Origin of the sequence: Arthrobacter sp. zg-Y20, assembly GCF_030142075.1 — a bacterium.
GTDB lineage: Bacteria > Actinomycetota > Actinomycetes > Actinomycetales > Micrococcaceae > Arthrobacter_B.
In genome coordinates, this window is record NZ_CP126241.1 from 878503 (window position 1) to 905499 (window position 26997).

Below are 26997 nucleotides of genomic sequence, written 5' to 3' on the forward strand. Positions count from 1 at the left end.
ACCTGCCGAAGCACCGTTTTTTCGAAGTTCGCCGCCAGCGATGGCTTCCAGCCGGGCAACGTGCCGGATCTCATACGAAGGTGTAGCCCCGGCCACGGGAAGGGGGAAGGCGGGCAGGGCTCAGCAGTGAATAGCTCGCAGCAGTGAAGAGCCTAGGGCAGCATCCACTCCAGGACCGGCGTGGACTGGAGATAGACCAGGATGCACATGGCCAGGAGCAACAGTGCGCTCCACCCCACCACCTTGCGCAGCAGTACGGATTCCTGGCCGCTCATGTTCACCGCGGCGGCACCGATGGCAAGGTTCTGCGGACTGATCAGTTTGCCCATCACGCCGCCGCCTGTATTGGCGGCGACCAGCAGCTGGGGATTCAGGCCCGCTTCGATGCCTGCCGTCTGCTGCAGCTTGGCGAACAGGGCGTTGGCGGAAGTGTCGGACCCGGTCACTGCCGTGCCGATCCAGCCCAGCACAGGGGACAGGAAGGCAAAGAAGGAACCGGTGGCCGCCAGCCAGGTGCCGATCGAGACGGTCTGGCCGGAAAAGTTCATCACGTAGGCCAGGGCCAGGACCGCCAGGATGGTCAGCGCGGCCGAACGCATCCGCACCGCTGTTGTGCCGATTTCCCGCAGGGCCGCCCCGATGGACAGCGGATACCGCCCGTCCTCGTTGAACCGCGAATAAACCAGGGTGACAATCAGCCCGGTGATCAGCATGAGCGTGCCGGGGCTGATCAGCCACTCGAAGGAGTAGATGGTGGAGGACTGGCGCTGCCCGCTGCTGTCCAGCAGGGCGTCATGCAGCACCGGCCAGGGGATCTTGATGATGGTCTTCGCCAGGGCCTCGGGCACGTTGATGCCCCAGGTCCACAGGTTCACGAAGCCGAACACCACAATCACGGCAACGTATGGAAACAACGCCATCCAGGCGCGGGACGGGGTCAACCGGTCCGCTGCGGTGTCATGGGCCGAGGTCTGCACAGCGGCCGCCGCGCCGGACCCGGCCGCAGTCCAGCCGCTGGCCCGCGCCTCCTGAAGTTCCGCGTTCATCCGCCGGCCCGCCTCGGCACCGTTGCGGGGATGCCAAAAGCGCAGGAACCCCACCGCTGCGAGCATCGCCACCAGCGAAGACACAATGTCGGTGAGCTCGTAGGAGAAGTAGTTGGAGCACAGGAACTGGAAAATCGAGAACACGACGCCGGTAAACAGTGCCACCGGCCAGCAGTCCCGCAGGCCCCGCCGCCCGTCCAGGATAAAGAGCAGGATCAGCGGCACAAACAGGGCAAGGACAGGTGTCTGCCGTCCCACAATGGAGCCCAAATCTTCGCCGGTGTAGCCGGTCAGGTTCGCCGCCGTGGTGATGGGAATGGCCAGGGCGCCGAAAGCCACCGGCGCGGTGTTGGCCACCAGCACCGCCGACGCCGCCCGGATGGGGGCAATCCCCAGCGCCAGCAGCATGGTCACCGTGATGGCCACCGGAGCGCCGAAACCGGCCAGGGCCTCCAGCAAACCGCCGAAGCAGAACGCCACCAGGATGGCCTGGACCCGCAGGTCCCCGCCGCCTATCGCATCGAATACCCGCCGCAGGTCCTCGAAGCGGCCGCTGAGCACGGTCACCTGGTACAGCCACACGGCCATCACGATGATCCAGACCACCGGGAACAGGCCGAAGGCGGCGCCCTGCGTGGCCGAGAGCAGCGCCAGTCCCAGCGGCATGCCGAACCCGAACACTCCGACGGCGAGGGCCACCAGCAGCGCCCAGGCCCCGGCCACGTAGGCCCGGGTTTTGGCAAAGGCCAGGAGCAGGAAAAACGTCAGCAGGGGCAGCAAGGCCACAAGGGCTGAGAGGGCTACGCTGTTGGCTACCGGATCCGTGCTGGGAGTGAAGCTCTCCATGGACACCTCGCGTCAGTCCGCTGGGTGGAGAAAGCATGCAAGCGTCCATTAAGCGTACGGCGGTGCCTCCGGCAGGTAACCCCCGGGAAGGGTGCAGTAGTGCTCCCAGGCCGGAATGCGCCCACGCGTCCGGTGTCAGCCCGCAGGCAGTTCCTCGCCCGCGCCGCTGCGCTCGCGGTGGTGCCGAACGTAGCCGGCGGCTGCCACGCTGATGGAAATCAGCGCCGAGATGACCAGCCCCAGCCAGACGCCCACGTTCAGGGCCGCCGCTCCCGCCACGGCGCCCAGCATGATCAGCGCGACGGCCAGCATGCGACGGACCCAGTACTGGCTGTTGCCCCCGGCCAGCCGGGAATCGGAGGCGAGGCCCGTGATGGTGGACGTGACCACCACCGTGGTGATCTCGGCGACCTTCAGGCGCTTGGCCGTGGCGGCCTGGACACCCATGGCGGCGGCGAGGGCCGACGTCGTAATGCTGCCCAGGACCCGGTCGCCCTGGACGTCGAATACCAGGGTAAAGACGGCGAGGACGGTAATGAAGCCGGCCACCACTACGAGCGAGACGGACGTACGGCGGGACCAGCCCTCCGGGCCCCCGCGCAGCATGCGCCCGGCCAGGGCGGCCCCGAGCATAAAGAACACCAGCGCCAGGGCCGGGCGCAGGATGGGCAGGTCCGCGCCCCCGGCGAAGGCCATGCCCAGCAGCACCACGTTGCCGGTCATGTTGCCGGTGAAGACCCGGTCCAGCCCCAGGTAGCCGACGGCGTCCACCACCCCGGTGGAGAACGTCAGGGCCAGCATCAGCCACAGGTGCACGCGTTCGGTGGGCACGTCGTTCAGGCGCTTCACTGGCGGGCTGTCTCCTTAGGCAGGGACCGGCACATAGACAGAACCGGGGGCTGAAACTCCGATTGTATTCAAAAGCCGGCGGTGCAAGGATGCCACTACCCATCCCCGGCTGAAAGTGACATCCGTGAGCTATACGGCGCCTGCATCCTTTACCACCCGCCCAACGCTGCAGGGCCGTTTTGGCATGAGCGCCTCCACGCACTGGCTGGCCACCGGTTCGGCGCAGGCCGTCCTGGAGCGCGGCGGCAACGCCTTTGACGCCGCGGTGGCGGCGGGGTTTGTGCTGCATGTTGTGGAGCCCCACCTCAATGGCCCCGGCGGTGACCTGACCGGTATTTTCGCGACTGCCGGGAATCCGGGCGAGCCGGTGGTGCTGATGGGGCAGGGGCCGGCCCCTGCGGCAGCCACCAGGGAGCACTACCTTGCCGAAGGCCTGGACCTGGTCCCGGGGGCAGGCGGGCTGGCCGCTCCGGTTCCGGCCGCCGTCGACGCCTGGCTGCTGCTGCTGCGTGACCACGGCACCTGGGAGCTGGCCGACGTCCTGGCATTCGCGGTGGATTACGCCCGCAACGGGCATCCCGTCCTGGGCCGGGTTGGGGCCACCATTGAGGCGGTGGCGGAGCTGTTCACCGACCATTGGCCTACCTCCGCCGCACAGTGGATGCCGGAAGGCCGGCCACCCCGGGAGGGGGAAACCATCCGCAACGAAACCTACGCAGCGGTGCTGGACCGGCTCGTGGCGGCCGGGTCCGGTAACGCCACCCGTGCGGGCAGGATTGACGCTGCCCGGAGGGAATGGCGCGAAGGCTTCGTGGCCCGCGCCGCCGCGGACTTCCTCTCAACACCGCACCGGCATTCCTCCGGAACCGACCACGCCGCGGTCATTACACCCGGGGACTTCGCCGCGTTCAGCGCCGGCTACGAACCTGCCGTCACCTTCGAATTCCGCGGCTGCACCATCGCCAAGACCGGCGCCTGGGGCCAGGGCCCGGCATTGCTGCAAACCCTGGCCATCCTGGCCGGCTTTGAGGATGAACGGCTGGACCCCTCAACCGAGCTGGGCGCCCACACCATCTTGGAAGCGCAGAAGCTGGCCATTGCGGACCGGGAAGCGTACTACGGGGATGCAGACGTTCCTTTGGATTTCCTCCTAAGCGAGGACTACGCAGCCGCGCGCCGGACCCTGATCACTGACACGGCTTCCGGCGAGTTCCGGCCGGGCACGGTGCCCGGGCACAGCCCCTTCGTCCCCCCGCTGCGTACTGAGTACCGTCCGCCGGCCGACGGCGGCCGGGAGTTCGCCGGCGTCGGCGAACCAACGGTGGCGCCCACCGGCGAGACGCGCGGGGATACCTGCCACATCGACGTCGCCGACCAGTGGGGGAACATGGTGTCCGTGACCCCGTCCGGCGGCTGGCTGCAGTCCTCACCCACCATCCCGGAGCTGGGGTTCTGCCTGGGCTCGCGGCTGCAGATGACGTGGCTGGAAGAAGGGGCGCCGTCCACCCTGACACCGGGCAAACGGCCGCGCACCACCCTGACCCCTACCCTGGTGCTGCGGGACGGGCAGCCGGTGGCCGCCCTGGGATCCCCGGGCGGGGACCAGCAGGACCAGTGGCAGCTGCTGTACCTGCTGCGGACCATAGTGGGCGGTTACACGCCGCAGCAGGCCATTGACGCACCGGCCCTGCACACCACGTCCATTCCCGGTTCGTTCTGGCCGAGGACCTGGACTCCCGGCGGAGCGGTGGTGGAGGACCGCCTGGGCGAGGACGTCATTGCCGGGCTCGAAGCCCGCGGCCATGTGGTCACCCGGGCGGGGGACTGGGCGCTGGGACGGCTGTCCGCGGTGACCCGCGCCCCCGGAACCGGCCTGCTGCAGGCTGCGGCCAATCCGCGCGGAATGCAGGGATATGCAGCCGGGCGCTGACCTTGCCGTGCACGCCGTTCCGTTCGGCGGTGCGCCCGCCTAATGTGGGGGCATTCCTTCCTATTGTGAGCGAGGCGTGAGAATGGCAAACATCACCACCCGACCCGTCACAAAACTCGGCATTGTGGGTGCCGGAAGCGTGGGCACCTCCCTGGCCTACGCGGCGATCATCCGGGACACCGCTCGGGAGATCGCCATTTATGACATTGACGCAGCCAAGGCCGAAGCCGAAGCCCTGGACCTCGCCCACGGTACGCAGTTCACGGGAGCCAGTACCGTCACCGGCGGCGGCAACATCGAGGCCCTGGCCGGTGCCGACGTCATCGTTATTACTGCCGGAGCACGCCAGCAACCGGGCCAGAGCAGGCTGGACCTGGCCGGCACCAACGTCCGGATCCTGGAGAAACTGATCCCGCAGCTGATGGCCCAGGCCCCGGACGCCGTCTACATCCAGGTGACCAACCCGGCCGACGTGCTGGCCGTCGCAGCACAGAAGATCGGCGGGCTGCCGCGCAACCGGATCTTCTCTTCCGGCACCGTGCTGGACACCTCGCGGCTGCGCCTGCTGCTGGCACGTGAGGCGCACGTGCTGATGACCAGCGTGCACGCCACCATCATCGGCGAGCACGGCGACTCGGAATTCCCGGTCTGGTCCAACGCGACCATCGGCCCGGTCCCCATCCGGGAATGGAAAGTCAGCGGACGGCAGGTCTTCACGGAGGAATTCCTGGCAGCCGCGACCAACGAGGTCGTCAACGCCGCCTACAAAGTGATCGAGGGCAAGGGCGCCACCAACTACGCCATCGGCCTGGCCGGCGTGCGGATTGTGGAAGCTGTGCTGAACGCCGAGAACGCCGTGCTGCCGGTGGCGGCCATGCTGGACGGGGAGTACGGAATTAGCGGCGTAGCGCTGTCCCTGCCGTCCGTCGTGGGCCACAACGGCGTTTACAAAATGCTGGAAATGCCGCTTGACGGAGCCGAAACCAAGAAACTGATGGACTCGGCAGAAACCCTGCGCAACACGCTGGCCTCGCTGGGCATCTAGCCCTCCCGCCTGGATGCCCCGCTTTGCGGCGGGGTCCGGGACGGCACCGTAGCCGGAGGAAACCATGACAGCAGACGGTCGCCTCATCGACGCCGAAGGGCTGCGGAAGTCCTTCGGCAGGTTCCCGGCGCTGCGGGGAGTGGACCTGCAGGTCCGGCAGGGCGAGGTCCACGGGTTCCTCGGGCCCAACGGGTCGGGCAAGTCAACCACCATCCGCGTGCTCCTGGGCCTGCTCAAGGCCGACGCCGGCACGGTCCGGCTGCTGGGTGGCAACCCGTGGACGGACGTAGTCCCGCTGCACCGGCGGCTGGCCTATGTTCCGGGAGACGTGTCCCTCTGGCCGGGAATGAGCGGCGGCGAAGCAATTGACCTGCTGGGTTCCCTGCGGGGCGGACTGGACCCGCGGCGGCGGGCGGAACTGCTGGAGCGGTTCGAACTGGACTCGGCCAAACGCGGGCGCCAGTACTCCAAGGGCAACCGGCAGAAGGTGGCGCTGGTGGCCGCACTGGCCGCCGACGTCGAGCTGCTGATCCTGGACGAGCCCACCAGCGGCCTGGACCCGCTGATGGAAAACGTGTTTCAGAATGAGATCGTCAAGGCGAGACAGCGCGGAACCACGGTGCTGCTCAGCAGCCATGTGCTGGCCGAGGTGGAAAACCTCGCAGACAGGCTCAGCATCATCCGCGAAGGCGCCATAGTGCGCGCGGGCACCCTGCCGGAACTGCGCGGAACGGCGCGGTCCACCGTCCGCGCCACCCTGGAGTACGCCGCCGGAGCAGCCGATGTGCGCGGGCTCCATGACCTGCACCTGGACGGACCGCGACTGACCGCAACCGTCGCCGGCCCGGACCTGGACCAGGCCATGACGGGGCTCGCAAAGCTGGGCATGACCTCCTTGAGTGTTGAACCGCCGTCGTTGGAGACGCTGTTCCTCAGCCTGTACGAGGACGGCAACGAGGCCGCATGAGCAACCGACTCGCGGGCACGCGGGTGCTGCTTCCCGCGCTGGCAAAGTTCGACGGGCGCCGCTTCGTGCCTTGGATCGCCTTGGTCACAGCCCTCTGTGCCTCATCGGTGCTGGCTTACCCCCGGGTGTTTCCCACCCAGCAGGACCGGCTAGGCCTGGCTGCCGCCGTCGGATCAAACCCGGCGCTGAGCATTATCTTCGGCAGGCCTGGTGATCTCCTGACCGCGGACGGCTTCACCGCGTGGCGCAGCCTGGCCTTGGGCGGTTTCATGGCCGCCCTCGCAGCTGTCTTCACCGTCACCCGGGCAACCCGCGGCCAGGAGGATTCCGGACAAGCGGAACTTCTCGCTTCCGGGGTGATGGGCCGCGGGACCAGGTTGGTGTCCGCCGTCCTGCTGGCGCTGGCCGGATCGGTGCTGTTGGGCGGCATCTCGGGCGTGGTCACCGGGCTCTGCGGCGGGTCCTGGGAAGACTCACTCCTGCTGGGTGCCACCTTCACGGCCAGCGGATGGATGTTTGCCGGAGTAGCGGCAGCGGCGGCCCAGTTGGCACCGGATGCCCGGACGGCCAACAGTCTTGCCGTCAGCGTCCTCGGTGTCCTTTTCCTGCTGCGCGGGGTACTTGAGGCACTTGCCGCGCCTGAGTGGACCACGTGGCTCAACCCGATGAGCTGGATCAGCCAGACGGCCCCGGCGGAAGCGGACAACTGGTGGCCGCTGTTGCCTGCCGCCGTGCTGGCGCTGCTGCTGGTTGGCGCAGCCTTTGCCCTTTCAGCCCGCCGGGACTTCGGGCAGGGGGCCCTGGCTCCCCGGCCCGGACCGGTGGACGGGGGGCTGCGGGGACCCTGGTCGCTGGCCCTGCGGCTTAACCGTGCTGCTGCTTTCACCTGGGTCATCGCGTTCCTGGTCCTCGGTGTGGTTTTCGGATACCTGTCCACGTCCGTCGAGGACCTGCTCGGCACGAACCAGGGAGCGCAGCAGCTCCTGGCCGGGGGAGCGGCGTCCTCCTCGGAGCTCACCCGGTCCTTCATCAAAACCATCCTGAGCCTGGTGGGGATCATCGCGGCCGTCACCGGCGTCCAACTCATGCTGCGGGTGCGCACGGAAGAACTCGACCGCCGGCTCGAACCGCTGCTGGCCGCGCCTCTGGGCAGGGGCACGTACTACGCGTCCAACGCGGTTCCAGCCCTGCTCCTGCCCGCGCTGCTGACACTGGTCTCAGGCACAGTCATCGCCGCGATCGCTGCTGCCTTAGGCACCGGCGTCAGTTTCGGCTCCAGCTTCCTGCAGGCGCTGCTGACCATTCCTGCCGTGTGGACCGCCGCCGCGGTGGGCGTGGCCGTTGTGGGAGTGCGTCCCCGATTCAGCATCGCAGCCTGGGTTGGCGTGCTGCTCTCTTTTGCCCTCACCCTGCTGGGTCCGACCCTCCGGTTGTCGGACCTGGTCCTGGGGCTCAGCCCGTTCTGGCATGTTCCCACTGTGACCTCCGGCGTTCCGGACCTGAGCGGACTGCTCTGGGGCTCCGCGGTCACGGTTGTGCTCGTGCTGGCCGGATTCGCGGGGTTCCGACGGCGGGACATCGACGCCTAGGCACCGCGGAGCAGCGGCCTGCAGCCACGGGGACCGACAGGAATCAACTTTGCGCCAGTTCGCGCAGCCGCCGGGCGTTGCGCACGGCGTGCCCCTCGCCGTCGTTGTTGAAGTAGGCATAAACATCCTTGCCCATGGCATCCCATTCCCGGATCCGCTCGGCCCACCACCGCAGGTCTGCCTCGGAGTAGGCACCGGCGTACAGGTGTTCCGGGTCGGGTCCGTGCAGGCGCACGTAAACGAAATCTGCGGTGGCGCGCAGGGTGCAGGGCAGGTGGGCTCCGCTCATCACCGTATAGGCCGCTCCATGCCGCTCGAGTAGCCCGAAGACGTCCTCGGTGTTCCAGCTCTCGTGCCGGAACTCCACCGCCACCCGGATGTCCTGCGGCAGGTGGGCGAGGACGTAGTCCAGCCGCTCGTCGTCGCGCTCCATGTCGGGGGACAGCTGGAACAGCAGCACACCGGCACGGTTCCCCAGCGCCTGGAAGCAGCGGTCAATGCGTCCCAGCCATTCATCCGGATCCCGCAGCTTGCGGGCGTGGGTGAGTCCGCGCGGGGCCTTCACGGAAAAAACGTAGCCCTCCGGCAGCCGGTCCCGGTAGGCAGCGAAGGCTTCTTCGCGCGGCCAGCGGTAGAAGCTGCCGTTCAGTTCCACGGTGTCGAATTCCTCCGCGTACTTTTCCAGCCAGACGCGTGCCGGTACGCCCTTCGGATACAGCACGTTCCGCCAGTGGTTGTAGGCCCAGCCCGAAGTTCCGATATGGATGCTCACATCATCCAACCTAACGGCTGGCTCCGGACCCCGGCGGGATTGTGCCCGCCGGGCCGGGGTTCCACACTGGAGGAAGACCCACTCGCGCCGCTTACCGTCCCCGTGCCGCTAGGAGCGCCCCATGGATGACGAGCTTCCCGACGACGGGGTGGACTTCCTGCACATGGTGCGGGATCTGCCTTCCGCCCCCGCTGCCATCTACTCAGCCTGGCTGGACCTTTCCCGGATTACGTCCTGGTGGGGAGCCGAGGGTTTTGTGGTTCCACCGAACCGTATCTCGGCCCAGCAGCGGGTGGGCGGCGATTACCAGGCCTGCATGGTCAATGCCATCACCGGGGACGAGCTCTGGTGGAGCGGCCAGTACCGGATCCTGGATCCGCCGCACAGTTTGGAGGTCACCCAGCAGTGGCGGCAGCCGGACGGGGTGCCGGCCGGTCCCCTGCGGGTGATCAATGTTCAGCTGCAACCCCTGGCAGCAGGTGAGGACCATGCGCTTACCCGCATGACGTTCCGCGAAGGTCCCTTCGAGCCAGGCTCGGAATTGGTAGGACACGAGAGCGCATGGAGTGAAGCCTTCCACCGGCTGGCCGGTTACCTGGCCCGGCAACAGGAACCAGCGGAATAGGCATCAGCCGGTGGTGGCAGCACGGACAGCCTCCACGGCGCTCGCTGTCATCTCATCGGCCAGCGAGAGTACGTCGAACATGCCGGTCCGTTGTTCATCCCGGCTCCAGGCATGGACCTGGGTTCCGGTGCCGTCCGGTCCGGGAACGGCGAACACCAGAACAACTGGCCGGAACTTCAGGTGCACGACGGCGTCCTGATGCCGCCATGCATGCCCGGTGGCCGGGCGGTACGCACGGCCCAGTTCCACCAGCACGCTCTCACCTATCCGGGAAGCCGTAGCGCCGGGGGAGGGGAAGGCCCGGACCACGGCGTCCAGCACCTGTTCCGGATGTTTGGGCGACGGCCAGCTTTCCTCCTGCCCGTAGCGTTCCCGGGCGAGGGCAAGCATATGCTGTTGCGGCAGAGCCAGCGGCCGGCGCAGCCGATTGGCGAGCACTACGGTCGCGAAGGTCCACGCGCCCCACCAGATCACGGACTGCAGCACCCTGACCGGATGCCATGGGTCATCTTCCGGAAGAAGGCCGAGCAGCAGCCAGGTGGCCGCCGCACCGAGAAAGCCGAGGGCCTTCCGCCTGAACGGTGTGAAGAACAACACCAGGCGGGACAGCAACGGCAGGTCCCGCACCGGTTTGGCCGGCCCGGCAGGGGACAGGGGGTGCTTCTGAGACTGGGACATGGCGGGAGTGTGCCACGGTTCACGGCGGCGGAGAACCGTGGTCCGTCCCGGATGAAATAAGCCGGAGGCCCGCGCGGTTGCATCTACCGTGCCCGGACAAACAGCCGGACACGCACGCAACTGAAAGGCAAGCCCCCATGACTGTCCCGCTCTCCATTCTCGATCTCGCCATCATCGATGAGGGCGAGAGCGCGCGTGATTCCTTCGCTTCCTCGCTGGCACTGGCCCGGGAAGCGGAAAAGCTGGGTTACACCCGCATCTGGTACGCCGAGCACCACAACATGCCCACTATCGCCTCGTCGGCCACCAGCGTGCTGATCGGCTACATCGCTGCGCACACCGAAAGCATCCGGCTCGGCGCCGGCGGCGTGATGCTGCCCAACCATGCGCCGCTGACCATCGCCGAGCAGTTCGGCACCCTGGAAACCCTGTTCCCGGGCCGCATCGACCTGGGTCTGGGCCGCGCCCCGGGCAGTGACCAGAAGACCATGCGCGCCCTGCGCCGGGACCCCATGTCTTCGGACAGCTTCCCGCAGGACGTCCAGGAACTGCAGGGGTACCTGACCGGCAACACCCTCATCCCGGGCATCCACGCGACGCCGGGCACCGGCACCAACGTGCCGCTGTACATCCTCGGGTCCTCCCTCTTCGGCGCCAAGCTGGCCGCCGCCCTGGGCCTGCCGTACTCCTTCGCCTCGCACTTCGCTCCGCAGGCGCTGCAGGACGCCGTCACCATTTACCGGCGCGACTTCAAGCCCTCGGCCCAGCTGGCCGAGCCGTACGTGATTGCCGGCGTGAACGTGGTGGCCGCGGAAACCAGCGAAGAAGCGCAGCAGATGTTTGCCGATTCCCAGCGCCGCCGGGTAACCCAGCTCTTCGGCCGCGACCGCACCTTCACCGATGAGGAAGCGGACGCCATCCTGCAGTCCCCGGGCGGACAGCAGGTCAAGCAGATGGGCCGTTACTCCGCCGTGGGCAACCCTGAAGAAGTCCGGGACTACCTGGACTGGTTCACCGGGCACGCCCAGGCAGATGAGCTGATCGTCGCCACGCAGACCGCCACCCTGGAAAGCCGTCTGCGGTCCTTCCAGCTGTTGGCCGAAGCCGCAGCACTGCCCGTTAGCGCGTAGGCAGCGTAAGAAAGGCGGGCAGGTTCTTCCTGCCCGCCTTTCGCATGCCCGGCTGTTCGCATCCCCGTGCCCGGCTCGGCCGGGCGGGAGGCGGGCCCCGCTGTGCTAGAGATGTGGGATGAGCTCTAACTCCCACACCGCACCTGCCGCCATCCACTGCTCCGTTCCCATGCGATGGGGAGATATGGATGCCTACGGCCACATCAACAACGTGCAAATAGTGCGCATGCTCGAAGAGGCGCGTGTCCACGCTTTCGGTCCTCCCGGCGGCACAGGCGGGCCGGGCAACGCACCGGCCGTGCCGCTGTTCACGGATGTCCCGGCCGGCACGCAGTCGCTGGTGGTTGAACACCGCATCCGGTACGTAGCCGAGCTGACCTACCGGAACATCCCGGCCGACGTCGACGTCTGGATCAGCGCGCTCAAGGGCGCGAGCATCACTCTGGGCTACGTGATCTCCGATCCGGTGACGTCAAAGCCCTGTGTGCGGGCAGAGACAACACTGGCGTTTGTCGACGGTGCCACCGGCGCCCTGCAGCGGCTGACGCCTGCTCAGCGCGAGCTGGCTGCCGCGCATATGGGGGAACCGGTCTTTCCCTGACCGGCGGGTAGTCACGGAGCGCCTCGCCAATAGGGGGCCCCGGCGGCGTAAGGGCAGGTGCCGCCTTATATGCGGCACCGCCGCGGCGCTAGCATCTCAGGAACCGCTGCGGATACCGCGAATAAGGAGATGCGCCGTGTGGCATAGCCTCGGCATTACCCCCGTAGAAGCGCTTTGGGTTGTTCTGGGGGCCGTAGGTATCTACGCGGCCTTCTACCTTATGGTCCGGGCCTTCGGCCTGCGTGCGCTGGCAACCTGGTCAACGCTGGACAAGGCCGTGGTGATCGCCCTCGGCTCGTTGCTTGGCCGTGTGGTCCTGGGGTACACCACCACCCTTGCGGCCGGCGTTGTTGGCCTGGCCACCCTGTTCGCCATGCTGCGGCTGGAACGTTGGGTGCGGGAAAAGGACAGCGGGTTCCTGTCCAGCAACCCGATCCTGCTGATGGCCGGCAGCGAAGTGCTCCAGGACGGGCTGAAGAAAGCCCGCGTCGTGGAGGACGAGCTGTACTTCAAACTGCGGGCCGCGGGCGTTCGGAACTTCAACGAAGTGGCCGTCGCCATCTTGGAAACCACGGGCGACATCACCGTGCTTAGGCGGGGCCAGCGTATCGATCCTCTGCTGCTGCGGAGGGTGCCGAACCGTCACTTGATACCCGCGGACCTGATGCTGCCGGGCCAGTGATCAGGGCCCGGTTTGGACTTATCCCAAAGGTCGTGTAGGCTGAAACGCAGTTGTTGTGTTGCGCATTTTGTATTTCAAGCGGCGAAACCAAACGGTCTAGCTGCTTTTCTGTAAAAGCGGTAAAGGAACACCGCGACTGAAACCTCCCGAAAGTCGGGATGCGTTTCAATGCAGAAGGAATATTAAAATGGCTACAGGTACCGTGAAATGGTTCAACTCCGAAAAGGGCTTCGGCTTCATTGAGCCCGACGACGGCAGCGCCGACGTCTTCGCTCACTACTCCGCTATCAACTCCAACGGCTACAAGTCGCTGGACGAGAACCAGAAGGTTAGCTTCGACACCGAGCAGGGCCCCAAGGGCCCGCAGGCCTCGAACATCCAGGCCCTCTAATTTCTTAGAGACTTTGTAACGGCTTCACTGCCGTAACAGCCTAAAGCAGGACGGGTTCGCCCGTCCTGCTTTTGCGTTAACTACGGTCCCGCAGTGCGGGGCGACGCCGCGCTGACTGGTGCTGCAGTGCTACGGGCGGGCTGTCCGCGACTGGGGTGTGCCGCCATCGGGCTGCCGGCGGGAGCGGTGCACCGGAACCGCGGACCCTTTCCCCGGTGCCCGACGGCGGCACCCTGGTTCCCGTGGGCCGCAGCGGGATTGTGCAGACGGTGGAGTGGAAACCGCTGATGGCCGCCCTCGGTGTCCACGCGCCGTCACCGGCCAGGACACCCACCTTTCCCGAGCCCGGAGGTTCTGCTGCCGGGTTGGGTTTTTCCTGACGGTTTTGGTTTCTGCTGCCGGTTTAAACGGGCAGCAGAACTTCAAAGGGTCAGCAGATTTACTAACCGGGCGATATTCCAGGCCGGGACTCCGCCCGGGTTCGTTGCCGTCGTCCCGGACACCGGAACCGCGCCCCTTCCCCCGGAGACCGGTACGACTCAGTCCCGGATCCGCACGGCAGCCTCGCGCAGGTACTGCTCCACCCGCGTGTACGCGTCCTGGGTCAGCGCCTTCCACAGGTTCATGCTCAGCACTGGGTCCTTCGCGGCCAGTTCTTCAATGGCCTCGGCAGTCAGCACCTTCAGTTTCAGTGGCCCCGCAGCTTTGACCGTAGTTTCCTGCCGCTTGTCCTCACCCATCGCCATTTCGCCGAAGGTCATTCCGGGGCCCAGCGTTGCCAGCTTCACGCGGCTGCCGTCGGGGCCGGGCATGGACGTGGTGATGTGCCCGGAGACAATGAAGAACACTCCGCCAAAACGCTGGCCTACCCGCCGGACCACGTCGCCGTCGTCGAACTCGCGGTCCTCCATCATGTCCTGCAGCATCCGGGCGTCATTCTCGTCCAAGGGGCTGAGCGCGGGGGAGTCCGCCGGTTCTATGCTGTCCGGCAGCACCAGTTCGGTGCCGTAACCTTCCAGCAGTTTGTTCTCACTCCATTCAATGGCGGCCGAGCGGGTGGTGAAGGAAGCTGTTTCCCGGCCCAGCTCCTCGAGCGCAGCGGTTACCGAGCCTTCGATGTCCACCAGGGCCAGTTCGCGTCCGTCCCGGCGCAGCATGTCTTCGGCCTCGGCAATCAGCCGGATGGCGACGTCGGACACCTCGTCTACGCTGCGCAGATCGGCGACCACCAGCTCGACGTCGTCGTTCAGTTCGCTCAGTGCCCGCACCATGGACTCGGCACCGGCAAAGAGCAGGTCCCCGTTGAGTTCAATCACCTGCACGCGGTGGCCGTGTCCGGCCAGGATCTCCGCGGCCTCGTCCGTGCGGCGGATGCCGGAGGGGGTGGCCGTGATGTCATACACAGCGCGGATGGCCGAACGGCCGGTGCGTGCAGCACGGACAAAGTGCAGGCCCAGGTCATGGGACAGCCGCTGGCTGACAGCCACGCCGCGGACGCTGTTGCCGTGGGCGTCCAGGGGCGGGGAGTAGACGGCCAGGCCCACCTGCCCCGGCAGGACCGCCAGGATGCCGCCGGCCACGCCGGACTTGGCCGGCATCCCCACGCTGCTGATCCAGGAGCCGGCGTCGTCGTACATGCCGCACGTGGTCATCACCGACAGGACGCGTTCCACCGAGACGAGGTCCAGGACCTCTTCCCCGGAGAGCGGGTGCCGGCCGCTGTTGGCCAGGGTGGCAGCCATCAGGGCCAGATCGCGGGCGTTCACCATGACCGAGCACTGACGGAAGTAGTCCTTGATGATCGGTGCCGGGTCGGATTCGATGATGCCGAAGGAGCGCAGCAGGTAGCCCAGGGCGGTGTTGCGGTGACCGGTGCGCAGTTCGGACGTGTAGATGCGCTGGCTTACGGACAGCTCCCGGCCGGCGAAGGCGGAGTATGTGTCCAGGATCCGCTTGAAGCGGGTCCGGCCGCCGGAGCCTTTCACCAGCGAAGTGGCGGTGAGGGCGCCGGCATTGATCATGGCGTTGGCCGGCCTGCCGGTTCCTTCTGCCAGGGAAATTTCGTTGAATGAATCCCCGGAGGGTTCCACGTCCACTTTCTCGTCCACGGCGTCCATGCCCAGGTCCGAAAGGGCCAGACCGTAGGTGAAGGGCTTGGAAATGGACTGGATGCTGAATTCCTCGCGGGTGTCACCCACTTCGTAGACATAGCCGTCCGCGGTGGCCAGGGCAATCCCGAAGCTGTTCGGGTTCACCTTGGCCATGGCGGGTATGCCGCTGTACGGGGCGCCGTCCTTCAGCCCGGCCAGTTCAGCGTGGATCCTGCGGAGGTAGTGCTCAATGGGGGAGTCCATACTTCCACCCTAGGGGCTTCCGGAGGGGTGACTCGGCAGGGGCACCGTTGTATACTTTTACCAGTTGCGGTGTTGCGCAATATGTAAGTTCAAGCGGCGAAACCCAGATCCAGGGCCAGCCGCTTTTTCTGTAATTTGCCACCACGGACACCGCAGCATGAAACTCCCCGACGGTCGGGGCTGGTTTCGTTTAGAAGGATGATTAAAAATGGCAACAGGTACCGTGAAATGGTTCAACGCTGAAAAGGGCTTTGGCTTCATCGAACCCGATGATGGCAGCGCCGATGTTTTCGCCCACTACTCCGCTATTAACGCCAGTGGCTACCGGTCTCTCGAAGAGAACCAGAAGGTTAGCTTCGACACCGAGCAGGGCCCCAAGGGTCCGCAGGCCGTCAACATCCAGCCTGTCTAACTAGACTTACGGGTCCGTTTCACGGGCCGGCGTGAATCGAAAGCAGGGCGGGAGAAATCCCGCCCTGCTTTTTACGTTCCTGCACGGTTAAGGGTGCGGATTTTCCTCAGTACTTATCCATCCCGGTCCGGTCAGCCGCACCGGGACCAGCAGTTCCAGCGAGAGCAATCTCACTCCGTGGGCTGGGCGCCCGGGCCGGAATCGGGGACCATGGCTACGCCGAACGGTGCAGGGCACTTTCGAGCAGCTCCAAGTCAATCCGGGCGTGTTCGCGTCCGAGCCGCTCGGCATCGGAGGAGCGCTGATCCGTAATCGCGGACACGAGGAGCTCGTGGTCGCGGAGCGCCCGTTCTTCCATGTGCCGCATGCCCGCAGCATCCCCCCACACGTGGGACGGAGCAGCGATGCTGACGCGTGCCTCCACCTCCTGGAGCACGGACTGCAGGGTGGCATTGTGGGCTGCGGCACTGACCGCCAGATGCAGCAGCCCGTCCGCCCGCTGGGACTCCAGGCCCGAGGCAGCTGCACGGAACGCGTTCAGGCTCTCGTTCAGCACAGCGATATCCTCAGCCGTCCGGTTTTCCGCTGCTGCCCGGCAGATGGTTCCCTGCAGCAGGGACACCGCTTCGCAGGTATCCCGCAGTGCTTCCCACCGGCCGGAAAGGATCCGGCGGACGGCCGGGTCGGAGGAAGCATCCGGGCCTTCGTCCCGGACAAAGGATCCGCCGTTCCGGCCGCGCTGGGTCCGCAGCAGCCCCTGCTCCACAAGCCGGGCGATGGCCGCGCGCACCGTCATCCGGCCAACCTGCAGCGAGGACGCCAGTTCCCGTTCAGCCGGCAGCTTGGAACCGGGAAGGTACTCGCCGATGGCGATGGCGGTGATCAGGCGGTCCACTATTTCGTCCACCCGGGACGAGCTTTCAAGCGGCGTGTCCAGACCGCTGACGGTACCGGTCATTGCAGTCCTCCTGGTAAGCCGCTACAGCCTTCGGACGAAGCGGCGTCGGCGCGTAACAAACATCCTAATGGGCTGATTGGTCTTGTCTCGATACCTTTCCTCGGCAATGATGATTTTCGCCGGACCCGACCGCCGCTATTTCCGTCGGGCTCCCCGCCGGCCCCCACCGAGTCCGAAAGTCCGATGCAATGAACCGTTCTGCACCCTCTCCGGAGCGCGATGCCCAGCAGGAGCTAGAGTCCCTGGGTTACAAGCAGGAGCTCCGCCGTTCCATTTCCACGGCCGACCTTCTCATTTACGGCCTGATTTTTATGCTCCCCATCGCGCCGTGGGCCATTTTCGGCACGGTCTACAATGCGTCCGGCGGCATGGTCCCGCTCGTTTACCTCATCGGACTCATTGCGATGATCTTCACGGCACTGGCCTACGCGCAGATGGCGAAGTCGATCCCGCTGGCCGGCTCGGTCTTCTCCTACGTGGGCCGCGGAATCCACCCCACCGCCGGGTTCTTCGCGGGGTGGGCCATCCTGCTTGATTACCTGCTGGTACCCACTCTGCTCTACGTTTTTGCGGCCGAATCAATGGTCGGCATCTTCCCGGACACCCCCCGCTGGATCTGGGCAGTGGTGTTCGTCCTCATCAATACCGCCATCAATCTTGCCGGTGTCAGCTCGATCAAGCTGATGAACCGGGTCTTCCTGGCTGTTGAACTCCTGTTCATCGTCATTTTCGTGGTCATTGCGGTCACGGCACTGAACGGCGGAACGGTCCCCGGAGCGGAACTCACGTGGGCCCCGATGTGGAATCCGGAAACTGTGTCGGGCCCGCTGATTGCCTCAGCCCTGTCGATTGCCGTGCTCAGTTTCCTCGGGTTTGACGGCATCTCCACCATGGCGGAAGAGTCCACCGGCAGCCGCAACAGCGCGGGCAAGGCCATGATCGCGGCGCTGATCATCGTGGCGTCCTGCTTCATCCTGCAGACCTGGCTGGCCAGCGCACTGGCCGGCGGCCGGGAGACCTTCGGGGATGACGAAGCCGGAAACGCCTTCTTCACCATTGTCGAGGCCGCCGCAAACAGCGGATGGGCTACCGCCTTCCTCGCCGTCAACGTGGTGGGGGTGGGCATCGCTAACGCCATGGCTGCCCAGGCAGCCACTTCCCGGCTCCTCTACTCGATGAGCCGCGACCGTCAGCTGCCGGCCATGTTGAGCCGCATTAACTCGCGGCAGGTGCCGCAGAACGCCATCCTGCTCGTCTCGGGTATCTCAGCAGTCCTGGTCCTGTTCTTCGTAGGCCAGATCGACCTGATTTCTTCGCTGGTGAACTTCGGGGCATTGTTCGGCTTTATGCTCCTGCATCTGGCGGTGATCGTGTTTTACCTCATCCGGAAGAAGTCCCGTAACTTCCTGCTGCACCTGGCCGTACCCGTGGTTGGTTTCCTCATCATCGGCTACGTATTGGTCAACGCGAACATCGAAGCCAAGGTCGGCGGGCTTGTGTGGCTCCTCATCGGCGCCGGCGTGTTCCTCTATTACCGCGCCACGGGCCGGAAAACCGAAATTTCCAGCGACGACGACTCCGTACCCGCGGCAACCGCTCCGGGCACGGGAAAGGCATAAACCCATGGACCACTTTCTGGATAAGACACACGGCCGGTTCGGGTTTTCCGCCTCCGGCAGCCCGGCGCTGAAAATCACTCCGGGCACCGGCGAGACTATCGGATTCGAGACCAGCGACGAGGTGTATGCCCAGCTCCATGAATTCCATGACATGGAGAAACTGACGGTGGGGATCAACCCCGTCACCGGGCCCGTCTATGTGGAGGGCGCCCGGCCCGGCGATGCCCTGGCCGTCACCATCCACGACATCCGCTTGAAGGACCGCGGCTGGTCGGTCAGCCTGCCGGGCTCAGGAGCCCTGCAGTACGTGATGGGCGAGGAGATGTTCACCCGGCGTGTCCCGATCGATGACGACGGGGTGCACGTCACGGACCGGCACACCTTCGAGCCGCTGCCCATGATCGGCTGCATTGGCACGGCACCGGCGGAGGGCAGCAATTCCACCATCATGCCCTCCACCCCGCAGGGCGGAAACATGGATTTGGTGCAGTGCCGGCCGGGGTCGACGGTCTACCTCCCCGTGATGGTGGAGGGTGCCTACCTGTCCATCGGTGATATCCACGCCATCATGGCCGAAGGGGAGTCCTCCTTCGTGGCGATTGAGGCGGAAGGTATCGCCGTCGTGAGTGTGGACGTGGTCCGGGACCTGAACCTGCGTGCTCCCCGGGTGGAGACCGCCGATGAATGGATCTTCGTGGGACTCGGCGATCCGGTGCAGGAGAGCATTAGGCGCGGCTATGAGGATATGTTCCACTTCCTGGTCTCTGACCACGGATGGGACCGCGGCGATGCGTATGCCGTCATGAGCGCCGTGGGCCATTCCCAGCTGGGCGGCCCCACCGGTTCCGCTGAACCGGATCCGCTGCACCCCTTCTCCGCGGTCGGTGCTGTCACCATCCACCGCCTCCCGAAGTCCGTCCTGGCCGGTCCCGCCGCCGGGACGACCTGATCGGGACTCCGCTGGCCCGCCGCCGCTTCATTGGTGGCGGGCCAGTTTAGCGCAGCAACCGGGGTTGCACGAGGGGTAAAACTGAGTAGAAAAAAAGTCGCTACGGGCCATCTACGCCGTGAATCTGCTCCGCTACGCTATATGGAGGGCGAGAGAAGGTTGCAGCATGGAAACCAATGCAACGGGTGGCCTGGGCAGGCTCATTGCAGGCAGATACCGACTCATCGAACCTATCGGCCACGGCGGCATGGCCACCGTCTACCGGGGCCTGGACGAAGCGCTCGGCCGCGACATTGCGGTGAAGCTCTTCCGGGCCAGCGCCGTCGCTGCAGATGACGTCGGCCGCCAGGACAATGAGATGCGGCTGCTCGCCTCCTTATCCCACCCGGGGCTTGTGACCCTGTTCGACGCCGGTAAGGACGACGCCGGGCGTGATGACGGTGAAGCCGGCGAGCCGCGCACTTATCTGGTGATGGAACTGGTGGAGGGTTCGGACCTGCGCAAGCGGTTGCGGGAAACCGATATCCGCCACCAAGACGTCGGCTACATCGGCGCCGAACTTGCCGGTGCGCTGGCCTACATCCACAGCCGGGGCGTGGTGCACCGCGACGTCAAACCGGCTAACGTCCTGCTTCCGCCGGCCATCCCCGGGACCGCGCTACGGGCTAAGCTAACCGATTTCGGTATTGCCCGGATTATCGACGGCGCCCGCATCACCGCGGCCGGGGCCACCCTGGGAACTGCGAACTACCTGAGCCCGGAACAGGCATCCGGCGTAGCGGCCGAGGCTCCCAGCGATATTTACTCGCTGGGCCTGGTCCTGCTGGAATGCGTCACCGGCCGGGTGGAATTCAGCGGCAGCGCCATTGAATCCGCCGTCGCCCGCCTGAGCCGGGACCCGGAGGTTCCCGCGTCCCTGGACAGTCACTGGCGGGGACTGCTGGCTGCCATGACCACCCGGGACCCGGACCTGCGGCCAACGGCGGCGGAAGTCTCCGCGGCACTGCTGGATCACCGCTGGGCGGAAGGGGCGGCGCGGACGCAGTCCGAGCGCTCCGGCCCGTCGCCCATTTCCGAAGAACTCTGGAACGGTCCCGCTACCGTCGAGGCCCGCACATTCCCACCCGGGCGCAGCGCCGAGGCCCTGCCGGCATCCGGCGGTCCAGTGTCCGGTCCCGGTCCCGTGCCCGTGCCCGGTCCCGCCCCCGCAGCCCGGCAGCGATCGAGTCCGGCATCGGAGCCCGTATCGTCCGACCCGGTACCGGCCTTGGACCAGGCTCCGGGCTCCGATCGGGTACCGGCAGCCGCCGCGGGGGAACAGCACCCCTCCGCGCCGCTGCCTGTGACCTCTCCGCCCGCCGTGCCGCCAACTGTCGGTATCCCAGCTGCCCCCGCAGTGTCCGCGGTTCGGATGCCGCAGGTACAGGTGATGGCGGACCAACGGCCGTCAGCCGCAGCCCGGGCACTGCTTGCCGTTGTCGTGATGGCGGTCTTGACCGCAGCGGTGGTCCTGATGCTCGGGCGCGTGGGTGCCCTGCCGGACGGCGGAACCATTCCCGGTGAGATCGGCCAGAACCTGCAGCGGCTGCAGGACGCCTTCGGCCGCTAGGGCGCAGTCGCCGGGCGCCCGCAGCGCCCGTCCGCCGGCGTATCCCCGCCGTCCGCGCCGTCGTATCCCCGCCGTCGTATCCCCGCCGTCCGCGCGATACTGGAGGGGTGAGTATCCATACACCCGTCACCGCCGAATCCCGCTGCCCCTGCTTGAGCGGCGAAACCTATGGAAATTGCTGCGGCCGCTTCCACTCCGGCTCCGCAACCGCCCCCACCGCCGAAGCCCTGATGCGTTCGCGCTACAGTGCCTTCGCCGTCGGCAACGTGCCCTACCTGCTGGCGACCTGGCACCCGGACCACCGTCCGGCCCATCTGGAACTGGACCCGGAGCTGGAATGGCGGCGCCTGGACATCCTTGCGGTTTCCGGCGGCGGGCCCCTGGACTCCGAGGGCACCGTGGAGTTTGCGGCGCACTACCGGCAGGCCGGAGAACGCGGCACGCAGCAGGAGCTCAGCCGCTTTGTCCGCGAGGGCGGGCAATGGCTGTATGTTGACGGCGTATAGCTCCCCGCTTCTTCCACCCCCGCCCACGCAGGACCTACGCTGGAAGACATCCGACGGCGGTCTGCCGCACGGCAGGCACGCTCCGGGAAGCTCCCGAAGTGCAGGCGCATTCCAGGCACTGCACAGGGTCGGATGAGCGGCAGGCGAGGACATTATGAAAGCACTCGTTTACGAAGGCCCCGGACAGAAGTCCTGGAAGGACGTTCCCGATCCGCAGATCCAGGAGACGCGGGACGCAATCGTCAAGATTGATGCCACCACCATCTGCGGCACCGACCTGCACATCCTCAAGGGCGATGTACCGGCCGTGACGCCCGGCCGGATCCTGGGCCATGAAGGGGTGGGAACGGTTACTGAAATTGGCAGCGGCGTCACCAACTTCAAGGTGGGGGACAAAGTCATCCTCTCCTGCGTGTCCGCTGACGGTTCCTGTTCCTTCTGCCGCGACGGCCTGTATTCGCACTGCCTGGGCGAGGAAGGCTCCGTCGGGATCGGTTGGATCTTTGGTCACCTAATCGACGGCACCCAGGCCGAATACGTGCGGGCCCCGTATGCGGACACCTCGCTCTACCACCTGCCGGAGAACGTCTCCCAGGAGCATGGGGTGCTGCTCAGCGACATTTTCCCCACCGGCTTCGAAATGGGGGTGCAATACGGGCAGACCAAACCCGGTGATGTGGTGGCTGTGGTGGGGGCCGGGCCGGTGGGCCTGGCGGTCATATCCACTGCCCGGCTCTACGGGGCGGCCAAGGTCATTGCGGTGGACCTGGACGCCAACCGGGTGGAGCAGGCCCGTAAGTTCGGCGCTACGCACGGGGTCAACTCGGGGGACGCGGACTGGCGCGAGCAGGTCATGGCCCAAACGGACGGCTGGGGCGTGGACGTTGCCGTGGAGGCCGTGGGTATCCCCACCACGTTCGAGATGTGCACCAACATTGTCCGGCCCGGCGGGAACGTGGCCAACGTGGGTGTGCACGGGAAACCGGTCAGCCTGGACCTGGAACGGCTGTGGATCGAGAATATCGACATCAGCATGGGCCTGGTGAACACCAACACCTTGCCTATGCTGCTGAAACTGGTGGCCGAGGGGAAACTGCCGGCTGAGGAATTCATCAGCCACCGGTATCCGCTGCACGACATCATGCAGGCGTATGACACCTTCTCCCGGGCTGCGGAGACGGGCGCTCTGAAAGTGATCCTGCAGGCGTAGCCGGGCCTTCCACGGAAGCCAGCGGAAAACGGGCGGGCGGTGGCCGGACAGACTACCGCCCGTCCGCCTTTTTGCGCATTTGTTACGCGGGCAGATAATGGGAACCGCGGCGTGCATCTGCCGCCGCAGTTTCCGCGTAAAAGAGGTTTTCCATGTCCAACGGCACTTCTACCGGCACCATGATTGCCGGACGTCTCAATGTTGAAACGGGCACTTTCGCCATGCAGGAAGTTCCGATCCCGGAGCCCGGCCCCGGTTTTGTCCGCATCAAGGTGGGGGCGGCCGGCGTCTGCCTCTCCGACGTCCACCTGATCCAGGGCCTGCTGCGTCCGCAGTTCCTCAAGGGCAGCGAAGTGACGCTCGGGCATGAGGTGGCCGGCACGGTGGACCTGCCCGGTGCGGGCGTCACGTCCGTGGCGCCTGGTGACCGCGTAGTGGTTCAGGCCGGCTACGAATATAACGGCGTCACGCTCACCATGGGCGTGGATTACGACGGCGGCTGGGCCGAGTACCTGGTTGTTCCCGCCGGCGTGCTGGTTCCGCTGGGCGATGACATCCCCTTCGACCAGGCCTCGATCATTCCCGATGCCGTCTCCACCCCCTGGGGCGCCATTGCCTCCACGGCAGATGTCCGCGCCGGTGAAGCCGTGGGTGTGTGGGGCATCGGCGGGCTCGGCGCCCACGGCGTCCAGTTGCTGCGCCTGGTTGGCGCGGCGCCCATCATTGCCGTTGATCCCCTTCCCGAGGCCCGGGAACGCGCCCTGGAATTCGGTGCGGACATCGCCCTGGACCCCATGGCGGAAGACTTCGCCGAGTCCATGAAGGCCGCCACGGGCGGCAAGGGCCTGGATGTAGCCCTGGACTTCGCCGGCGTGGATGCCGTGCGCGCCCAGGCCATCAACTGCCTGGGCCGGGACGGACGCCTGGTGCTGGTGGGCCTGTCCGGCAAGCCGATGACCATCAATGACAGCACCGGGTTCTCCTATGCCCGCAAGCAGGTCCGCGGCCATTACGGCTCCGAGGCGCACCACGTCCCGCAGCTGGTGTCCCTGGCCCGCCTTGGCCGGCTGGACTTTGCCAAGTCCGTCAGCGGCCGCATTCCGCTGGCCGACGCCGAGAAGGCCGTTCAGGCCCTCGACGCCAAGGAAGGCAACCCGATCCGCCTGGTGCTGATCCCGTAGCCGTTCTTTAAAGAAGGAAGCCTCCCGCCGGTACCGGCGGGAGGCTTCCTTGTTATCCGGGCCGGGCTGGCCGGCAGGGGGTGCCGGGGCGCGTCCGTCTGTGTTAGGGCATATCCGCGTAGCGGACGGCCTCGGCCAGCGCCTTTTCCAAGCCCGGGACGTCCAGCGCCGCAACGTAGGCCGGGGTGTCCCGCTGCCAGCGCCAGCCTTCGGACAGCGGGCCGGCGTTGACGACGTCGAAACCGAACTCGTTGATCAGCGAGGTGACCAGCTTCTTGGACTGGGCGTCGTTGCCGGCAATGGGCAGCGCGCGGCGGTTGGGCGTTCCGGGCAACGTCCCCTGGCTGGTGAGGTGGTCCGCAGTGATGTTGTTGAAGGCCTTGACCACGTGTGAATCGGGCAGGTGGTTCTGCAGCAGCTCACTGGTGGTGGTGGACTCGTTGTCCAGCTCGGCGATGTTCCCGTCCCGCTGCGGGTAGTAGTTCATGGTGTCGATAACCGTCTTGCCGCGCAGCTCCTCCACGGGCACGTCCGGGTAGCTCTTCAGCGGGATGGTGACCACCACAAGTTCGCCCGCGGCAGCGGCTTCGGCCGGCGTGGCCGCGCGGGCATGGTCACCCAGTTCCATAAGGAGCGGTTGCAGCTTTTCGGGGCCGCTCGCGTTGCTCAGGACGACGTCGTAACCCTGCTTGACCGCCAAGCGCGCCAACTGCGAACCGATGTTCCCGCTGCCGATGAAGCCGATGGTCCGAATCCGAGGGGTGCTCTCCAATGTGCTCATGAACACTTCAACGGCCGGATCCGCGAAATATTCCAAGGCAGCGGGGGAGGGCGGCCTGCCCGGGCCGGATCACAGCCGGCGCAGGTACCGTTCCGGGGCGTCCAGGAAACTCTTCCAGCCACTGACCAGGTCCAGGTCCTCCCAGTCCTTCTCCCGGTATCCCCACGGCCCCAGCTCCAGGATCCGGGCGCCCGGAAGTGCCGCGAGCACAGGCGAGTGGGTTGAGAGCAGCACTTGGGAGCGTCCATCGGCAACCAGGTCCTTGAGGATGCCCAGCAGGGCCAGGCATCCAGAGAAGGAGAGCGCAGACTCGGGCTCGTCGAGAATCCACAAGCCGGGACCCCGGAACCGGTCCACGGCCAGTGAGAGGAATGATTCCCCGTGGGAGAGGGAATGGAACTCAACGTCTGCCTGCGATGTGGAGGGATTCTGCTCCAGATAGGTGAAAAGGCCGTGCATGGTTTCGGCCCGCAGGAAATAACCGCGTTTGGTGCCGCCGGGGTTGCGCACCAGCTGCAGATGCCCGCTGAGGGCGGACTCCGTGGGCCTGGTGGTGTGCATGGCACCGGTAGACCCGCCTTCCGGGGACAGGCCGTAGGCCAGGGCAATGGCTTCAACCAGCGTGGATTTCCCGCTGCCGTTGTCACCGACCAGCACGGTGGCCGCGGCCAGGTCCAATCCCGACTGCAGCAACTGGGCCACCGGCGGCAGCGTGGCCGGCCAGGTCTTCCGGTCCAGTGGCTCCAACGGATGTTCCCGGACCTGCCGGATGGGATAGCGGTCGCTGAGCATATCCAAATTCTGCCACTACGCTTGCCCGCTCCCGCTGCGTTCCTTACTTTGCCCCTCATGTCTTGGAGATGGAAACAGGGATGGCTGGTGCCCGCGGTGCTGGTTGCCGCTGCGGTGGTTGGTTACCTTGTGGGCCTGCTCATCCGCCAGTGGGACGCGGACGGCAGTCCGTGGACGGTAGCTGGACAAGTGACTGCCGCAGCCTTGGTAGCCATTGCGGCCGTCCGGAGAAACACCCGCCAGGTCCAGTTACTGAAAGCTGATCCGCAGGGGTATGTGCAGGACCGCCGGCTTGCGGAGGACAACCGGTTGCTGCCGGGATGGCTGTTGGCCGGCAACCTCCTGATCGCGGGGATGTTTGCAGCTGTGCTCCTCCTGAAACCCAAACAGGGGGACGGATACGCGCTTGAGGGCATTTTACTGCTGGCCGAAGTGGTGCTCTGGGGTGTCCTCCTCTGGTGCTGGCTGGCCGTACGGCGGCAGGTGGAAAGCAGGGGCCGCCACAGCACTGCGGCCGGCCGCGGCCGGGTGGCCCGGAGCCGGGTGCTGCTGGACCGGCCGTACTCCGAAGCCCGCCAGCTTCTGGAGCTGGCGCTCGCCGACCACCGCGTGTACCGGCTGCTGGCCGAAACCGGCCGGACCCTTTGGTTGGGGACCGGGCAGAAGAACACGATCACGCTGGTCCTGCAGGTGGAGCTGGTTTCCACTGGGCAGGGGACCGAACTGCACGCGGTGTCCTTTCCCCTGGACCGGTTCGCCAACAACGCGGCCGGGCGAGGGGGACATGCGCTGGTGGTGCTGCTGGACGCCGTGGCGGACCGCGCAGCGGCGTTACCCGGCCCGCCCGTCCGCCATTCGCCGCCGGCTACCGGGTGACCGCGATGTTGAATGCCGGGCTGCGGAAGGTGCCCATCAGCGCTGCGAAGAGCAGGAAATAGTGTTCGACGGCGCGTGCGGTGGCAATTCCGCCCAGATCCACCTGGCGTTCGGGTTCCCAGCCGAGGTCGGCCAGCAGCCGGGAAACCAGTGCCTTCGACTCCGGATCGTCCCCGGACAGGAAAATACTGGTCGGCGCGGACAGCCGTGCCGGGTCAACGCCGATGGGCCCGCCAACGGTGTTGAGGGTTTTGACCACCTTCGTTTCCGGCAAGGCCTTCTGGAGGCGCTCCCCTAGGCTCGAATCTGGGTAAATGAGTTCCATCTGCTCATTCACGGCGTTGCCAATGTCGATCAGAACCCGCCCGGAGAGGGGCTCGCGCAGGGAGGGCAGGATATCCATCGAGTGGGCCGCGGCCAGGGCGCTGAGGATAACGTCGCCGTCGCGGGCCGCTTCGGTGTACCCGGTTGCCGGACCGGGCAGGTCCACCTGCTGGTCCGGGTTACGGGAACCGAAAACCACATCATGTCCTGCCTTGGAGAAAGCTTCTCCGAGGGTGCGGCCCATATGTCCGGTGCCGAGAATTGAGATACGCATT

The 26997-nt window shown here is 66.3% G+C and carries 26 protein-coding genes; 17 read left to right on the forward strand and 9 right to left on the reverse strand.

The genetic code is table 11. The features are described from left to right. Positions 1 to 152 precede the first annotated feature (152 nt). Both QNO06_RS04240 and QNO06_RS04245 read right to left on the reverse strand, forming a co-directional pair. Positions 153 to 1892 (reverse strand): L-lactate permease, encoded by a 1740-nt coding sequence (locus tag QNO06_RS04240; RefSeq protein WP_227914316.1) that lies wholly within the window; start codon positions 1890 to 1892, stop codon positions 153 to 155. A gap of 135 nt (positions 1893 to 2027) precedes the next feature. Continuing rightward, positions 2028 to 2741, reverse strand: coding sequence for a YoaK family protein (locus tag QNO06_RS04245; RefSeq protein ID WP_227914315.1), 714 nt, complete (start codon positions 2739 to 2741; stop codon positions 2028 to 2030). Positions 2742 to 2925: 184 nt separating this feature from the next. Here QNO06_RS04245 and QNO06_RS04250 point away from each other — a divergent pair, with 184 nt between their 5' ends. From QNO06_RS04250 to QNO06_RS04265, 4 genes are all read left to right on the forward strand, one after another. Beyond that, complete coding sequence (locus tag QNO06_RS04250; protein WP_231708870.1) at positions 2926 to 4671, forward strand: gamma-glutamyltransferase family protein; 1746 nt, start codon at positions 2926 to 2928, stop codon at positions 4669 to 4671. Positions 4672 to 4753: 82 nt separating this feature from the next. Further along, on the forward strand, positions 4754 to 5716 hold the full coding sequence (locus QNO06_RS04255) for an L-lactate dehydrogenase (RefSeq protein WP_227914312.1): 963 nt from the start codon (positions 4754 to 4756) through the stop codon (positions 5714 to 5716). A gap of 64 nt (positions 5717 to 5780) precedes the next feature. After that, complete coding sequence (locus tag QNO06_RS04260) at positions 5781 to 6683, forward strand: ABC transporter ATP-binding protein (RefSeq protein WP_227914310.1); 903 nt, start codon at positions 5781 to 5783, stop codon at positions 6681 to 6683. Continuing rightward, a complete protein-coding gene (locus tag QNO06_RS04265; RefSeq protein WP_227914308.1) occupies positions 6680 to 8272 on the forward strand; it encodes an ABC transporter permease in 1593 nt (530 codons plus the stop codon). Before QNO06_RS04260 ends, QNO06_RS04265 begins: the two co-directional genes overlap by 4 nt. Positions 8273 to 8315: 43 nt before the next feature. On the opposite strand, the gene QNO06_RS04270 is transcribed toward QNO06_RS04265, so the two are convergent. Continuing rightward, complete coding sequence (locus QNO06_RS04270; protein WP_227914302.1) at positions 8316 to 9044, reverse strand: DUF72 domain-containing protein; 729 nt, start codon at positions 9042 to 9044, stop codon at positions 8316 to 8318. A 121-nt stretch (positions 9045 to 9165) separates the two neighbouring features. Here QNO06_RS04270 and QNO06_RS04275 point away from each other — a divergent pair, with 121 nt between their 5' ends. Beyond that, complete coding sequence (locus tag QNO06_RS04275) at positions 9166 to 9669, forward strand: SRPBCC family protein (RefSeq protein WP_227914300.1); 504 nt, start codon at positions 9166 to 9168, stop codon at positions 9667 to 9669. 3 nt (positions 9670 to 9672) lie between these two features. Here the strand turns inward: QNO06_RS04275 and QNO06_RS04280 are convergent, their stop codons facing one another. After that, positions 9673 to 10347, reverse strand: coding sequence for a hypothetical protein (locus QNO06_RS04280; RefSeq protein ID WP_227914298.1), 675 nt, complete (start codon positions 10345 to 10347; stop codon positions 9673 to 9675). A 137-nt stretch (positions 10348 to 10484) separates the two neighbouring features. On the opposite strand from QNO06_RS04280, the gene QNO06_RS04285 reads away from it, so the two are divergent. The 4 genes from QNO06_RS04285 (at position 10485) to QNO06_RS04300 (ending at position 13151) form a co-directional block, all read left to right on the forward strand. Continuing rightward, a complete protein-coding gene (locus QNO06_RS04285; protein WP_227914296.1) occupies positions 10485 to 11477 on the forward strand; it encodes an LLM class flavin-dependent oxidoreductase in 993 nt (330 codons plus the stop codon). A 118-nt stretch (positions 11478 to 11595) separates the two neighbouring features. Further along, entirely contained in the window at positions 11596 to 12078 is a 483-nt protein-coding gene (locus QNO06_RS04290) for an acyl-CoA thioesterase (RefSeq protein WP_227914295.1), read from the forward strand. A gap of 136 nt (positions 12079 to 12214) precedes the next feature. Next, entirely contained in the window at positions 12215 to 12760 is a 546-nt protein-coding gene (locus tag QNO06_RS04295) for a DUF421 domain-containing protein (protein WP_227914293.1), read from the forward strand. A gap of 187 nt (positions 12761 to 12947) precedes the next feature. Next, entirely contained in the window at positions 12948 to 13151 is a 204-nt protein-coding gene (locus tag QNO06_RS04300) for a cold-shock protein (RefSeq protein WP_146362594.1), read from the forward strand. Positions 13152 to 13690: 539 nt separating this feature from the next. On the opposite strand, the gene glsA is transcribed toward QNO06_RS04300, so the two are convergent. Further along, positions 13691 to 15505, reverse strand: coding sequence for a glutaminase A (gene glsA / locus QNO06_RS04305; RefSeq protein ID WP_227914291.1), 1815 nt, complete (start codon positions 15503 to 15505; stop codon positions 13691 to 13693). A 208-nt stretch (positions 15506 to 15713) separates the two neighbouring features. Here glsA and QNO06_RS04310 point away from each other — a divergent pair, with 208 nt between their 5' ends. Beyond that, positions 15714 to 15917 (forward strand): cold-shock protein, encoded by a 204-nt coding sequence (locus tag QNO06_RS04310; RefSeq protein ID WP_191809052.1) that lies wholly within the window; start codon positions 15714 to 15716, stop codon positions 15915 to 15917. Positions 15918 to 16131: 214 nt separating this feature from the next. Here QNO06_RS04310 and QNO06_RS04315 read toward each other — a convergent pair whose 3' ends face one another. Further along, the gene (locus QNO06_RS04315) at positions 16132 to 16875 is read right to left on the reverse strand and encodes a FadR/GntR family transcriptional regulator (RefSeq protein WP_227914290.1); all 744 of its coding nucleotides are present in this window, start codon (positions 16873 to 16875) and stop codon (positions 16132 to 16134) included. 188 nt (positions 16876 to 17063) lie between these two features. On the opposite strand from QNO06_RS04315, the gene QNO06_RS04320 reads away from it, so the two are divergent. The 6 genes from QNO06_RS04320 (at position 17064) to QNO06_RS04345 (ending at position 23949) form a co-directional block, all read left to right on the forward strand. Next, a complete protein-coding gene (locus tag QNO06_RS04320) occupies positions 17064 to 18494 on the forward strand; it encodes an APC family permease (RefSeq protein WP_227914288.1) in 1431 nt (476 codons plus the stop codon). Between the two features lie 4 nt (positions 18495 to 18498). Next, the gene (locus QNO06_RS04325; RefSeq protein WP_227914287.1) at positions 18499 to 19443 is read left to right on the forward strand and encodes an acetamidase/formamidase family protein; all 945 of its coding nucleotides are present in this window, start codon (positions 18499 to 18501) and stop codon (positions 19441 to 19443) included. A 166-nt stretch (positions 19444 to 19609) separates the two neighbouring features. Beyond that, positions 19610 to 21052: a serine/threonine-protein kinase gene (locus tag QNO06_RS04330; protein WP_227914286.1), complete on the forward strand. Its 1443-nt coding sequence runs from the start codon at positions 19610 to 19612 to the stop codon at positions 21050 to 21052. 107 nt (positions 21053 to 21159) lie between these two features. Then, on the forward strand, positions 21160 to 21558 hold the full coding sequence (locus tag QNO06_RS04335) for a YchJ family protein (RefSeq protein WP_227914285.1): 399 nt from the start codon (positions 21160 to 21162) through the stop codon (positions 21556 to 21558). A 154-nt stretch (positions 21559 to 21712) separates the two neighbouring features. Further along, positions 21713 to 22768, forward strand: coding sequence for a zinc-dependent alcohol dehydrogenase family protein (locus QNO06_RS04340; protein ID WP_227914284.1), 1056 nt, complete (start codon positions 21713 to 21715; stop codon positions 22766 to 22768). A gap of 152 nt (positions 22769 to 22920) precedes the next feature. After that, positions 22921 to 23949 (forward strand): zinc-binding dehydrogenase, encoded by a 1029-nt coding sequence (locus QNO06_RS04345; RefSeq protein ID WP_227914283.1) that lies wholly within the window; start codon positions 22921 to 22923, stop codon positions 23947 to 23949. 103 nt (positions 23950 to 24052) lie between these two features. Here QNO06_RS04345 and QNO06_RS04350 read toward each other — a convergent pair whose 3' ends face one another. Beyond that, positions 24053 to 24703, reverse strand: a complete 651-nt coding sequence (locus tag QNO06_RS04350) for an NADPH-dependent F420 reductase (RefSeq protein ID WP_227914390.1) — start codon at positions 24701 to 24703, stop codon at positions 24053 to 24055. A 96-nt stretch (positions 24704 to 24799) separates the two neighbouring features. Further along, positions 24800 to 25522, reverse strand: coding sequence for an AAA family ATPase (locus QNO06_RS04355; RefSeq protein WP_227914282.1), 723 nt, complete (start codon positions 25520 to 25522; stop codon positions 24800 to 24802). Between the two features lie 57 nt (positions 25523 to 25579). Between QNO06_RS04355 and QNO06_RS04360 the strand changes: the two genes are divergently transcribed. Continuing rightward, positions 25580 to 26398 carry a hypothetical protein gene (locus QNO06_RS04360; RefSeq protein ID WP_227914281.1) on the forward strand — a complete coding sequence of 273 codons (819 nt, stop codon included), beginning with the start codon at positions 25580 to 25582 and terminating at the stop codon, positions 26396 to 26398. Here the strand turns inward: QNO06_RS04360 and QNO06_RS04365 are convergent. Beyond that, positions 26388 to 26996: an NADPH-dependent F420 reductase gene (locus tag QNO06_RS04365; RefSeq protein WP_227914278.1), complete on the reverse strand. Its 609-nt coding sequence runs from the start codon at positions 26994 to 26996 to the stop codon at positions 26388 to 26390. The genes QNO06_RS04360 and QNO06_RS04365 overlap by 11 nt on opposite strands. Between the last annotated feature and the right edge of the window lies 1 nt (position 26997).